The organism is Streptomyces sp. NPDC101227, from assembly GCF_044767545.1.
GTDB lineage: Bacteria > Actinomycetota > Actinomycetes > Streptomycetales > Streptomycetaceae > Streptomyces.
On the sequence record NZ_JBIWOD010000008.1, the window covers coordinates 135,106 to 147,779 of the forward strand.

The 12,674-nt window shown below is 72.7% G+C and carries 11 protein-coding genes; 7 read left to right on the forward strand and 4 right to left on the reverse strand.

Annotation, left to right across the window (positions count from 1 at the left end):
* Positions 1-47: 47 nt before the first annotated feature.
* The 5 genes from ACIRPT_RS20510 (at position 48) to ACIRPT_RS20530 (ending at position 5,494) form a co-directional block, all read left to right on the forward strand.
* A complete protein-coding gene (locus tag ACIRPT_RS20510; RefSeq protein ID WP_403828873.1) occupies positions 48-1,373 on the forward strand; it encodes an MFS transporter in 1,326 nt (441 codons plus the stop codon).
* An 83-nt stretch (positions 1,374-1,456) separates the two neighbouring features.
* Positions 1,457-2,929: an aromatic amino acid ammonia-lyase gene (locus ACIRPT_RS20515; RefSeq protein WP_403828875.1), complete on the forward strand. Its 1,473-nt coding sequence runs from the start codon at positions 1,457-1,459 to the stop codon at positions 2,927-2,929.
* Between the two features lie 489 nt (positions 2,930-3,418).
* Positions 3,419-4,411, forward strand: a complete 993-nt coding sequence (gene dhaK, locus ACIRPT_RS20520) for a dihydroxyacetone kinase subunit DhaK (RefSeq protein ID WP_403828878.1) — start codon at positions 3,419-3,421, stop codon at positions 4,409-4,411.
* 64 nt (positions 4,412-4,475) lie between these two features.
* Entirely contained in the window at positions 4,476-5,084 is a 609-nt protein-coding gene (gene dhaL, locus ACIRPT_RS20525) for a dihydroxyacetone kinase subunit DhaL (RefSeq protein ID WP_403828881.1), read from the forward strand.
* Positions 5,081-5,494 (forward strand): PTS-dependent dihydroxyacetone kinase phosphotransferase subunit DhaM, encoded by a 414-nt coding sequence (locus ACIRPT_RS20530; RefSeq protein ID WP_403828883.1) that lies wholly within the window; start codon positions 5,081-5,083, stop codon positions 5,492-5,494. The genes dhaL and ACIRPT_RS20530 overlap by 4 nt, the downstream gene beginning before the upstream one ends.
* An 18-nt stretch (positions 5,495-5,512) precedes the next feature.
* On the opposite strand, the gene ACIRPT_RS20535 is transcribed toward ACIRPT_RS20530, so the two are convergent.
* Complete coding sequence (locus ACIRPT_RS20535) at positions 5,513-6,334, reverse strand: SAM-dependent methyltransferase (protein WP_403828886.1); 822 nt, start codon at positions 6,332-6,334, stop codon at positions 5,513-5,515.
* Positions 6,335-6,677: 343 nt separating this feature from the next.
* Here ACIRPT_RS20535 and ACIRPT_RS20540 point away from each other — a divergent pair, with 343 nt between their 5' ends.
* Together ACIRPT_RS20540 and ACIRPT_RS20545 are read left to right on the forward strand one after the other, a co-directional pair.
* A complete protein-coding gene (locus ACIRPT_RS20540; protein WP_403828888.1) occupies positions 6,678-7,358 on the forward strand; it encodes an RNA polymerase sigma factor in 681 nt (226 codons plus the stop codon).
* Positions 7,359-7,375: 17 nt separating this feature from the next.
* Entirely contained in the window at positions 7,376-8,158 is a 783-nt protein-coding gene (locus ACIRPT_RS20545; RefSeq protein ID WP_403508134.1) for a hypothetical protein, read from the forward strand.
* A 22-nt stretch (positions 8,159-8,180) separates the two neighbouring features.
* Here the strand turns inward: ACIRPT_RS20545 and ACIRPT_RS20550 are convergent, their stop codons facing one another.
* From ACIRPT_RS20550 to ACIRPT_RS20560, 3 genes are read right to left on the reverse strand one after another with little or no spacing between them, the layout of a single operon-like run.
* Positions 8,181-9,758 carry an aldehyde dehydrogenase family protein gene (locus ACIRPT_RS20550; RefSeq protein ID WP_403828891.1) on the reverse strand — a complete coding sequence of 526 codons (1,578 nt, stop codon included), beginning with the start codon at positions 9,756-9,758 and terminating at the stop codon, positions 8,181-8,183.
* A gap of 52 nt (positions 9,759-9,810) precedes the next feature.
* Positions 9,811-11,241, reverse strand: a complete 1,431-nt coding sequence (locus ACIRPT_RS20555) for a 2-oxoadipate dioxygenase/decarboxylase family protein (protein ID WP_403828893.1) — start codon at positions 11,239-11,241, stop codon at positions 9,811-9,813.
* Positions 11,242-11,291: 50 nt separating this feature from the next.
* Positions 11,292-12,536 (reverse strand): NAD(P)/FAD-dependent oxidoreductase, encoded by a 1,245-nt coding sequence (locus ACIRPT_RS20560; protein ID WP_403828896.1) that lies wholly within the window; start codon positions 12,534-12,536, stop codon positions 11,292-11,294.
* Positions 12,537-12,674: the final 138 nt, after the last annotated feature.

Genomic DNA, 12,674 nt, shown 5'->3' on the forward strand with positions numbered 1-12,674 from the left:
TTCCCTCCATCCCCTCTGTGCCGCATCCCCACTCTGGGAGGTCATGCATGGCCACGCTCACCGTCGAACCCCGGACCGAGGAGCCCCTGAAGGGCTTCCATCTCCGGATCACCGCGACCACGTTCGGAGCCAATTTCTCCGACGGCTACGCCCTCGGCATCATCGGGGCAGTCCTGCCTGCCCTCACCGCCTCCATGCACCTCTCCGGCTGGTGGCAGGGCCTGCTCGGCGCGTCCGCGCTGATCGGCCTGTTCTTCGGCAGCATCGTGCTGGGCTGGGTCGGCGACCTCATCGGCCGCCAGAAGCTCTACATCTACAACTTCGCCCTGATCACCGTCGCCTCGGCGCTGCAGCTGTGGGCGCACGACCCGCTCCTCCTGTTCGTGCTGCGCCTGCTGATCGGCTTCGGGCTCGGCGCGGACTACGCGGTGGGACCGACGCTGCTGGCCGAGTTCGCCCCGCGACGGCTCCGCGGCGTGCTGCTCGGCTCGCTCACCGTGCTGTGGACCGTCGGGTACGTCGTGGCCAACATCCTCGGCAGCTACCTGTCGCTCGACGACGGCTCCTCGCACCTGCTGCTGGCCAGCGCCGCGCTGCCCGCCGCGCTGGTCCTGCTGCTGCGCATCGGCACCCCGGAGTCGCCCAGCTGGCTGGTCAGCCAGGGACGGATCGAGGAGGCCCGCGCCATCGCCCGCCGCTTCCTGGGCGCCGAGCTGGACGTCGAAGCGGACGGCCCCACGGGAGCGGACAAGGAACGGAAGGCGGCCGGGTACGGTCAGCTGTTCGCCAGGGGCCAGCGGCGCAACACCTGGTTCGGCGTGCTCTTCTACAGCGCCCAGGTGCTCCCCTACTTCGCCATCTACACCTTCATGGGCACCATCCTGTCCGCGATGCAGGTCTCCGACGCGGACACCCAGAACCTGCTGCTCAACCTGTTCCTGCTGCTCGGCGGCGTGGTCGGCCTGTGGCCCACGCAGCGGATGGGGCGCCGCCCGTTCACCATCATCAGCTTCGGCATCCTCACCGTCGCCCTCGCCGCGCTGGCGGTGCTCGCGGACGCGTCGCCGCTGGCCATGATGATCCCCTTCGTGATCTACACGTTCGTCATGGCCGGGGCTTCCAACATCACCCAGGTGTATCCGCCCGAGCTCTACCCCACCGCGCTGCGCTCCTCCGGCGTGGGCTTCCTCTGCGGAACCAGCCGGGTGGCCGCGGCCATCGGCACCTTCGTCCTCCCCGTCAGCCTGGACCACCTCGGCGTCACCTGGTCGATGGCCTGGCTGGCCGGCGTCCTGCTGCTCGGCACGGTCATCAGCATCGCCTGGGCACCGGAGACCAAGGACTCGGTGACGACGGAAGGCTGGCACCACTGATGGAACCGCTGATGGAACCGCTGGCGGAGCCACGGCCGGCCCCACGGACGGAACCACCGACCGCACCACCGACCGCACCACCGATGGCCTCCCTCCGCCTCGACGGCACCGGCCTGACCGCGTCCCACGTGGCGGCCCTTGCCAGGAGAACGGCGCGCGCCGAGGTCGCCCCGTACGCCCGCGACCGGATGTGCAAGGCCCGCCTGGTGGCCGAGCAGGTGGTGGCCCTGCGCCCGGTGTACGGCCACACCACCGGCGTGGGCGCCAACCGCACCACCGCCGTACCCGGCGACTCTGCCGATGAGCACGGCCTGCGGCTGCTGCGCAGTCACAGCGGCGGAATCGGCCCCCTGGTACCGGCGGAGCAGGTGCGGGCCATGCTCGCGGTACGGCTGAACCAGCTGCTGGGGGCCGGCACGGCGATCAGCGTGGGCATCGCCGACCGCCTCGAACAGGCACTGGCCTCGGGACACGTCCCCGCGGTGCACACCTACGGCTCGGTGGGCACCGGCGATCTGTCGGCGCTGGCCGAGCTGGGCCTCGCCCTCGCCGGCGACCTGCCTTGGCGGGAGGGCACCGGACCGGCCCCCGAGCCCCTGCGGCTGAGCCACTGGGACGCCTTGCCGCTGATGTCCAGCAGCGCGCTGACCATAGGCCAAGCCGCCCTGGCCGTCACGGAGTTGAGGGATCTGCTCGACCGGGTACCGATGGTGGCGGCGCTGTCCCTGGCGGCGGTCCAGGGGTCGACCGAGCCCTACGCCGAGGACGTGCACGCCCGCCGGCCGCACTCGGGAGCGCGGCGCACCGCCGCCCGCATGTGCGCCCTCCTGGGGCGGCCGGCCTGGGAACCCGCCCTGATCCAGGACCCCTTCGGCTTCCGCTGTCTGCCCCAGGTCCACGGCGCCGCCCTCGACGCGACGACGGCACTGGACCGGGTGCTGGACGTAGAACTCAACGCCGCCTGCGAGAACCCGCTGCTCAACCTCGACGCGGCGGAATACCACCACCACGGCGGCTTCCACCAGGCCTCCCTGGCCCTGGCACTGGACCAGCTGCGACTCGCCCTGCTGGGCACCGCCGGACTGTCCACCGCCCGCCTCGGCGTCCTGGTCGAACCGGACTTCACCGGACTGCCGCCCTTCCTCGCCCCGGACCGGGACGGCAGCAGCGGAATCATGATCGTCGAGTACGCCGCCCAGTCCGCCCTCGCGGATCTGCGGGGTGCCGCCCAGCCGAGCATGCTCGGTCACGCCGTACTCTCCCGTGGCGTCGAGGAGCACGCCAGCTTCGCCTCGACCGCCGTCCGCCGGCTGCAGGAGGCCGTTGCGGCCTTCCGCTACGTGCTGGCCTGCGAACTCCTGGCCGCCGGACGGGCACTGCGCATGCGCGCCCTGCCGCCGTTCGGGGCCCCGGAACTGAGGGACCTGCGGCGGTCCGTCGAAGCCGTCCTCGACCCGTCCACCGCCGACCGCAAGCTCACCGGGGACGTCCACGCCGCGGCGGCGCTGCTCGGCGCCGGGCATCACGATCCGGCGGGCCCGGGCGCCGTCCGATGACCGACGGCAACGCCTGAATCGGGGCCCGCGTGTCGGCAAACGCTTGCGGGTGCCGTCGGTGAACACGGATGAGCCGTCCGGCCGCTGATCGGCGGTCAGCCCGTTCGTCCTGACCGTCCGGCCTCAGAGACCGGAAGACCTCCCTTCCACCGGAGCGTGACCGCGCTCCCGCCCGTCCCGGCGTGACCTGGTCCCGGGCGCGGCGGCGGGAGCGGCGCCCGAGGCCGCCCGCGAAGTGACGCCCCCATGGCGGCGGCCGCCTCCGGGTGACCCCGAGGTGAACACACCACGCGAAGCGGAACGACACCCGCGCACAGCGGTGCCGTCACCACGCTCACCGTCCGATACTGGACCCGCCGGACCCCCGCTTCCGACCGCCGACGATCGCCCGGATCAACGACTCGCAGGACGCCCCCCACTCGCAGAACGTCCCGCGACCCGGAAGACACAGGTCAGGGCCCCGACTGCTCAGCTCACCAGGAGGTACCCATGAAGATGCTCATCAACGTCGCCGAGACCGTCGTGGCGGACGCGCTGCGGGGAATGGCAGCGGCGCATCCCGAATTGGTGGTGGATGCCGAGAACCGGGTGATCGTGCGGCGGGATGCGCCGGTGGCGGAGAAGGTGGCGCTGGTGTCCGGGGGCGGGAGTGGGCATGAGCCGCTGCACGGAGGGTTCGTGGGACCGGGGATGCTGGATGCCGCCTGTCCCGGGGAGGTGTTCACGTCGCCGGTGCCGGATCAGATGGTGCGGGCCGCCGCGGCGGTGGACAGTGGGCGCGGCGTGCTGTTCGTCGTGAAGAACTACACCGGCGATGTGCTCAATTTCCAGATGGCGGCGGAACTTGCCGAGGACGAAGGGGTGCAGGTCGCCAGCGTGCTCGTCAATGACGACGTGGCGGTGAGCGACTCGACCTTCACGGCCGGGCGGCGGGGCACCGGGGCCACGCTCTTCGTCGAGAAGATTGCCGGGGCGGCGGCCGAGGAGGGCATGCCGCTGGAGCGGGTCGAGGCGCTCGCCCGGCGGGTCGTTGAGTCCTCGCGGAGCTTCGGGGTGGCGCTCGGCGCCTGCACGACACCGGCGAAGGGCAGCCCTACCTTCGACCTTCCGGCCGGGGAGCTGGAGTTGGGGGTCGGCATCCACGGCGAGCCGGGACGGGAACGGCGCGCGATGATGACCGCCCGCGAGATCGCGGACTTCGCGGTGGAGGCGATCCTGGAGGATCTGCAGCCGAGGCTGCCGGTGCTGGTTCTCGTCAACGGCATGGGCGCGACGCCGCTGCTGGAGCTGTACGGGTTCAACGCGGAGGTGCGGCGCGTGCTCGACGAACGAGGGGTGGCGGTGGCTCGTACGCTCGTCGGGAACTATGTGACGTCGCTGGACATGGCGGGGTGCTCGGTGTCGTTGTGCCAGGTGGACGGCGAGCTGCTGCGGCTGTGGGACGCGCCGGTGGAGACGGCGGGGCTGCGCTGGGGGCGGTGAGCCCCGCAGGCCTCGCCCCTCAGGACCCGACGAATCAGCCAGTGCAAGAGCAGAGGAGTACTAAGTGTCGGACACCGTCTTGGATGCCGCGTTCTTCATCCGGTGGATGACGGAGATGGCCGCCGCCGTGGACCGGGAGGTCGACCGGCTGACCGAACTGGATTCCGCCATCGGGGATGCCGATCACGGGGCCAATATGCAGCGGGGGTTCGTCGCCGTGGCGAAGATGCTGGAGGCCGAGGGGCCTTCGACGCCCGGGGCCGTGCTGGTCGCCGCGGGGCGGCAGTTGATCTCGAGCGTGGGGGGCGCGTCGGGGCCGCTGTACGGGACGCTGCTGCGGCGCAGCGGGAAGGCGCTGGGCGAGGCACCGCAGGTGACGAGGCGGGAGCTGCGGGCGGGGCTGCAGGCCGGGGTGGACATGCTGGCGCAGCTGGGCGGTGCGGCGCCGGGGGACAAGACGATGCTGGATGCGCTGGTGCCGGCGGTGGCGGCGCTGGGGACGTCGTTCGAGGCGGCGGCCGCGGCGGCGGAACAAGGCGCGCTGGCCACCGTGCCGCTGCTGGCCAAAAAGGGCCGGGCCAGCTATCTGCGGGAGCGCAGCATCGGGCATCAGGATCCGGGGGCGACCTCGTCGGCCCTGCTGTTCGGGGCCCTCGCGGAGGTGGCGAAGTGAGCGGGGACGCTTCGCCGGTGGGGATCGTGCTGGTCTCGCACAGCGGGCCGGTGGCCGAGTCGGTCGCGGCGATGGCGGTGGGGCTGGCCGGAGGTGGCGGCACGGCGCCGGTGGCCGCGGCGGGCGGTACGCCGGACGGCGGGCTCGGTACGAGTACGGAGCTGATCGCGGCGGCGGCGCGGGAGGTCGACCGGGGCGCCGGGGTGGCGGTCCTGGTCGACCTGGGGAGCGCCGTACTGACCGTGAAGGCCATGGTGGCGGAGGGGGACGAGCTGCCCGAGGGCGCACGGCTGGTGGATGCGCCGTTCGTGGAGGGCGCGGTGGCCGCGGTGGTCACCGCCTCGGCCGGCGCGGATCTGGACGCGGTGGCGGCGGCGGCCGGGGAGGCGTACGGCTATCGGAAGGAGTGAGGGGCGCGGGGCGGCCGATCAGGGCTTGCGGGCGATGGCCGCGTAGCAGGCCGCCTCGGCGTCGGTGACGTGGGTGGCGTCCCCGGGGTGGTCGGGGCGCCACTGGTGGGGGAGGGCGACGCCCGGCTCCAGCAGCTCCCAGCCGTCGAAGAACCGGAGGAATTCGGCGCGGGAGCGGAACTGGAGGGTGGTGCCCGCGCCGCGGTAGATGTCGATGATCTTGTGCATCGCCTCGGGGTCGAAGTCCGGTGTCGCATGGCTCATGGCCAGGGTGCTGCCGCTGGGCAGGGCGGCCTTGAGGGTGTCGACGATGGCGTGGGCACGCCGTCGGCCGTCGTCGGTGACGAAGTGCATCAGGGCGTTCAGGCTGAGGGCGACCGGCTTGCGCAGGTCGAGGGTGTCGAGGAGTTGCGGCGCCGCGAGGATGCCCGCGGGGTCGTTGACATCGGCCTGCACGTACGCGGTGCGTCCCTCGTGGGTGCTCAGGAGGAGGGCCGCGGCGTGCGCGAGGACGATGGGGTCGTTGTCCGTGTAGACCACGCGGGCCTCGGGGGCGATGCCCTGGGCGATGTCGTGCAGGTTGGGCGGGGTGGGGATACCCGTGCCGATGTCGAGGAACTGACGCATCCCCGACCCGGCGAGGAATCGGGTGGCGCGGTGCATGAACTCGCGGTTGATCCGGGCGGCGACCAGTGCGCTGGGGAAGACGGACAGGACGCTGCCGGCGGCCATCCGGTCGGCCAGGAAGTTGGTCTTGCCGCCGAGGAAGTAGTCGTAGATCCGGGAGGAGTGGGCCCGGTCGAGCTGTAGGTCCACCACGGGCTCATTGCGGTCGCTCATCGTGCGCTGCCTCCCCAGTCGGCCGCCGGGTGCCCGACGACGTTCCGAATGCCGCCGCCCGCCCGGCAGTTGGAGCAATGCCCGGTACGGTCCGGATCATACCGAGGAGGCCTCGTGCGCCCCGGCGCACGCCCGGAGCATGCACAGCGCGGCGGCGTGCCGGATGAACATGCCCGCGGCACGCGTAGTCATATGAATACGCAGCGGAAGATTTCTTGCGCCCCGGTGCCACAAACGGGCGCACTTTCCTGTTCATTAGAGGTGAGGGCAGACAGTCCTTCCGCTGCCGCCGGCATCTCGGTGCGGCAGGAGCGGTGCACGGCGAACGGAACGAGGACGGCTCGTGGGCGCAAACCGGGACCGACTTCTGCCGGCGTGTGCGGAGGCGCGCGGCCCCCGCGCGGAGTTAGCCGCGCTCCCCCGCCGGCTGCCGGCCGGTTCGACCGGACCGTACGGCCCACCGGGTTCCGCGAACGCCTCGGGCCGTCAGCTGTCCATAGCCCTGGAGGCCTTCCATGCCACGCATGCCCCGAAGTGGGTGACCTACGCCTATCTGCACACCGGCAGCGAGGGCGCGGCCCAGGAGGTGACCCGGTCCGCCTTCCGGCGGCTGGGCCGGCTGTGGCCGCATGCGCTGCGGCAGGCGTCGGTGGAGGCGTTCGCGTGGTCGGTGCTCAAGGAGTGCGTGGTGGAGTGGCTGTACGACCACCAGCAGCCCACCGCGCTCACCGAGACCGCCGCCTTCGCGGTCGTCACGCATGCCCTGCTGCGCGAGTGCCAGCAGCGGTTCGCGCTGCTGGAGAGCCAGTTGGGGCTGTATGCGGCGATCTCACGGCTGCCCGAGCGGCAGTGCGACGTGATCGTGCTGCGGCATGTCATCGGGTACGACGACGCGCAGATCGCCGCGCTGCTCGGCGTCGACGAAGTCACCGTCCGCTCCTACGCCAGCCGCGGCAAACGCAAGCTCGCCGCCGCGCTCGGCATCGACCAGGGCACCACCGTACGGAATCACCACCACGCATGAGCAGGGGGGAATTGACCATGTCGTCCACCGATCGCCTCCATCGCGCCGATCACTCCGGGCGTCGGGAGACCGTCGAAACACTGCTGAGCGCCGCCGCGGCGGTGGCCGGAATCGACGGCCTCGCCGGTTTCTGCGATCTCGATGACGCGGGCGCGCTCGACGGTCTGGGCTGCTTCGAGGCCGCCACGGAGGCGGAGTGCCGCACCGGGGCGATGGCGGCGGTGCCCGGCGCGCACCCGGTCCGCGCCGACCACGGCGCGCCCAGCGCCTACCCGAGCGCCCGCGACGAGGCCACCCATGAACTGGAGCTGGCCTGTGCGCTGGTCGTCAATGCCGCGGCGGCCGCGGCCAGCCTGGAGCGGCTGGTCGACGACCACCGCATCGACCCCGAGGGCGCACTGGTCTTCGCGTGTCTGCTGCACATCACCGGGCGCTTCGACGCGGCGCACTTCTGGTGGCACTTCGGCGCGGGCGCGGGGAGCCGGACCGCCGCGTACTGCCTCTATCTCGCCCATCGGCGCGACGGGGATTACCGCGATGCCGACTACTGGCGCGGGCAGGCCGCGCACGCGCCGGACGAGGAACGTCCGGCGGTGGCCGCGTTCGACGAGAAGCAGTTGCTACCGGACTCGGCCCGGCACAATCTCCTCGTCCAGTGGCACAGCGGGCTCGCCCCGACCCTGCCGACGGCGCTGGAGAATGTGATCAACCGCCTTGTGGTGGAGGGCGACGACGAGGACTTCGGGGAGATCCCGCGGCCGTCGCCCACCCTCGTCCGGGACCTCGGCAGGGTCAACTGACGTACCTCCGGGGGCGGTTGGCTCAGAGGAAGTTGACCCCCTGGGCGAGGGGGAGGTCCGCGGAGTAGTTCACCGTGTTGGTGGCCCGGCGCATATAGGCGCGCCAGGCGTCGGAGCCGGATTCGCGGCCGCCGCCGGTCTCCTTCTCGCCCCCGAACGCGCCGCCGATCTCCGCACCCGAGGTGCCGATGTTGACGTTGGCGATGCCGCAGTCGGAGCCGTCCGCGGCAAGGAAGCGCTCGGCCTCCCGCTGGTCCTGGGTGAAGATGCTGGACGACAGGCCCTGGGGAACGTCGTTGTGCAGGGCGATGGCCTCGTCGAGGGTGCGGTAGGTGAGGACGTACAGGATCGGGGCGAAGGTCTCGGTGCGGACGATCCCGGTCTGTTCCGGCATCCGGACGATGGCCGGGCGGACATAGGCGGCGTCCGGGGCCTCGGCCGTGAAGTGGCGGTCCCCGCCGGTCAGCAGCTTGCCGCCGTCGCGCTGCGCGGTCGCCAGGGCATCGGTCATGGCCGTGTGGGCGGCCGTGGTGATGAGCGGGCCGACGAGGGTCGAGGCCTCGAAGGGGTCGCCGAGCGGCAGTTGGCCGTATGCGTGCACCATGCGTTCGGTGAGAGCGTCGGCGAGGTCTTCGTGGACGATCAGCCGGCGCAGCGTCGTACAGCGCTGGCCCGCGGTGCCGGCGGCGGAGAAGACGACGCCGCGGACGGTCAGGTCGAGGTCGGCGGAGGGGGTGACGACGGCGGCGTTGTTGCCGCCGAGTTCCAGCAGGCAGCGGCCGAAGCGGGCGGCCACCCGCGGGCCGACCTGCCGGCCCATCCGTACCGAGCCGGTCGCGCTGAGCAGCGCCACGCGTCCGTCGTCGACCAGCCGCTCGCCGCATTCGCGCGCCCCGAGAAGCAGCCGGTGCACGCCGGGCGGCGCACCGGTCTCGGCGGCGGCGCGGGCGAGCAGGCCGTCGCAGGCCAGCGCGGTGAGCGGGGTGAGCTCGGAGGGCTTCCAGACGACGGTGTCGCCGCAGACCAGGGCGATGGCGGTGTTCCAGGACCAGACGGCGACGGGGAAGTTGAAGGCGGAGATGACGCCGACGACGCCGAGCGGGTGCCAGGTCTCGGCGAGGCGGTGGCCGGGGCGTTCGCCGGCGATGGTGCGGCCGTAGAGCTGTCGGGACAGGCCCACCGCGAAGTCGCAGATGTCGATCATTTCCTGGACTTCGCCGAGCGCCTCGGAGCGGATCTTCCCCGCTTCGAGGGTGACCAGGTCGGCGAGGTCGTCCTTGTGGCGGGTGAGGAGCTCACCGAGCCGCTTGACCAGGGCGCCGCGCCGGGGGGCCGGGACGGTGCGCCACTGGTGGAAGGCACGGTGGGACTCGCCGATGGCCCGGTCCGCCTGTTCGGCGGTGGTGACGGGGAGCCGGGCGAGGCTGGCGCCGGTCAGGGGGGTACGGGCCGGCAGGACGTCGGATGCCGGATCGGGCGCGTCGAGGGCGTCGAGGTCCACGCCGCAGTGGCGCAGGGCCGTGGCCGCGCGGGAGCGCAGGGCGTCGGCGGAGGGGAATCGGGGGCCGGTGGAGGGGGTGGCGGCCGGGCCGGCGGTCATTGCGGGCTCCTTGGAGGTCGGGGGGCTGGCGGTGGGAGGCGGTGGGCGGGCGTCAGGTGGCGGGGGATGCCGGGGGTCCGCCACCGGCGTCCAGGGCGCGCAGCGCCGCGCCCGCCCGCAGCGTGAACAGCGCCTGGCGCAGGGAGCGTTCCTGCTGTGCGGCGTAGAGGGCGAACGGGTCGAGCACGGGGCGGCCGATGGCTTCGGACAGGCGGTGGGCGTCGAAGGGGGTGCCGGTCAGGTCCGCGTCCTGGGTGCCTTCGCCGGTGAGGTTGGAGCGGAAGATGCCGGCGGCGGAGCGGGGCAGGAAGTCCTCGTAGACGATCGGGTGGGCGGTGAGCCAGCCGCCGTCGAGGAGCCCGGCGAGGTCGGCGGGCGGCCGGTGGCCGTCGCGGGGCCGTCCGGCGGCTGGGTGGTAGGTGAAGAACGCCTGGTGTTCCACGGCGAGTTGGCGTTCGGTGCGGGGGAAGGTGCGGTGCCACAGGGCGCGGGCGCTCTCCTGCCGGTCGGCGTCCGGGTACTGGGCGAGGTGGCGGTCCGTCGCGGTCATCAGCTCGTCGTAGCGGGCCCGGCCGACGCGGGTCAGGGCGATGCCGCGGGCCTCGACCTCGCCGAAGCGGACCCGTAGCGAGCCGCCGGTGACGCGGCCGTCGGGCTCGCGGAAGCGCCGCGGCTCGGCGAGGGCGCGGAAGGACGTCTGACGCAGGAGCACATCCGGTCCGTCCCAGCGCGGGGGCCCCTGGATCCGGTCGATCATGGCGATTTTGCGCTCCCCCATGCGGCGGTAGAGGGCGTCGATGTCGAGGACGCGGGGGGTGAGGTGGTTGATGTGGGTGGCGGCCACCCCGCCGATGTCGGCGGCGACGGCGGAGACGCGTTCCAGTTCGGCGTACCAGGCGCGGTCGACGGGCTCCGGCGAGAGTTCGAAGGCGGCTACCGCGAGGGCGAGGAAGCGCTCGGCCTCGGGCTCCGGCAGCCCCTCCGACTCCTCGGCCCGCTCGGCGAGTTGGAGGAGTTCCGGCGGGAAGAGGCGGCGGCGGGCGAGGAACGCGTCCAGCCGGGATTCGAGGCCGGCGTCGAAGAAGCGGCGGTCGGAGGTGGTGAGGAGGGAGGTGAAGACGCGGAAGGGGTTGCGGTCCAGTTCTTCGGTGGCGGTGGGGCGGAAGGCGGTGGAGACGACCGGTACGGCGCCGACCTCGCCGTCGCGCAGGTCGTAGAAGCCCACCGGGCTCATCCCGAGGGCGGCGAAGATCTGGGCGGCCTGGCGCAGTTCGTCCTCGGTGCCGACGCGAATGGCGCCGTGGCGTTCGGCGGTGACCCTGGAGATGCTGCCGAGCCGTTCGGCGTCCGGGTCGCGGCCCGCGACCTCGTCGTTGACCTGCCCGGCCACCTCCAGGAGCGTGGTGTAGGCGGGCACCTCGGTGCCGTACATATCGGATAGCCGACGGGCGAATGCGGCGCGTAGCCGCCAGGTGGGGACCATGAGGGGCTCCCGGGCGTAGGGCGGAGGACGGGGGCGGGTGACAGGGGGCGTCAGATGATGTGGGCCTCGCGGCGGGTGGCGCTGCGGCCGTCGAAGCGGGCGGCGGTGAGCGGGGCGATGTCGAGGAACGGTTCGCGGCCGAGACAGAGGTCGCGGATGATCTCGCCGACGGCGGGCGCCTGGAGGAAGCCGTGGCCGGAGAAACCGGTGGCGTAGAGGAAGCGGCCCGGTTGGGCGGCCTCGCCTATCAGGGCGTTGTGGTCCGGGGTCATCTCGTACAGGCCGGCCCAGCCGCCGGTGACGGGCAGGTCGGCGAGTTCCGGTGCCCGGCGGGCGGCCGCGGTGCGGAACGGGCGCAGCCATTCGCGGGTGAACCGCCGCCCGAATCCCGGCTGTTGGCCGGGATCGGACAGGCCCAGGAGGAGACCGTCCGCGGTGTCGTTGTGGAAGTAGAGGGTGGAGGCGAAGTCGAGGGTGAAGGGGATGCGGGGCGGGGCCGGGCGCAGCGGTCCGGTGAGGGCGATCTGGCGGCGCAGCGGGGTGACGGGGAGGTCGACGCCGGCCATCGCCCCGACGGCGGCGGACCAGGCGCCGGCGCAGCAGATCACGGTGGGTGTGCGCACCGTGCCGTACGGGGTGCGGACGGCTTGGAGCGCGCCGTCGGCGGTGTCGATCGCGGTGACCGGGCAGCGGGTGCGGACGGTGGCGCCGAGCCGGCGGGCCGCGCGGAGATAGCCGGTGACGGCGGCCTTGGGGAGGGCGTAGCCGTCGGTGGGCGAGTAGGCGGCGGCGACGATGCTGCGGGGGTCGACGTACGGGCACAGCTCGGCGGCCTCGCGCGGGGTGAGGATGCGGCTGGGCAGGCCGAGGGCGTTCTGGGTCTCCACTCCCTCGGTGAAGGTGGCCAGTTCGGTGTCGTCGCCGAGGAGGAAGAGGTAGCCGACGGATTCCAGTCCGATGTCGGCGCCGGGGCGGCGGGCGAAGGAGTGCCAGGCGTCCAGGCTGCGCCGGCCGAGCCGGATGTTGAGCGGGTCGGAGAACTGGGCGCGGACTCCGCCGATGGGTTTGCCGGACGAGCCGGAGGCGGGCCGGTCGCGTTCGAGCAGCAGCACCCGGCGGACACCCGCCTCGGCCAGGTGGAAGGCGATGCTCGCGCCGATGACGCCGCCGCCGATGATCACGACGTCGGCCTGCTCGGGGAGCGCCGCCGTCCCGGGGAGGTCGGCCGGTGCGAGGACATCGGCCGGTTCGGGGAGGTCGGCCTGTTCGGGGCGGGGGACAGAAGTGGGAGCCATCGGGGCCGCCTTCCCGTCGTCGCGCGGGGCCCGCTCGTCGTCGAGCCGGTCACTTTTGATGGTGGCGGGTGGGACGTCCCCCGTCCATGCACAGTTGCTGGAGGCGATCTTTCAGAAGTTCTGGCCTTCGGGAGCGCT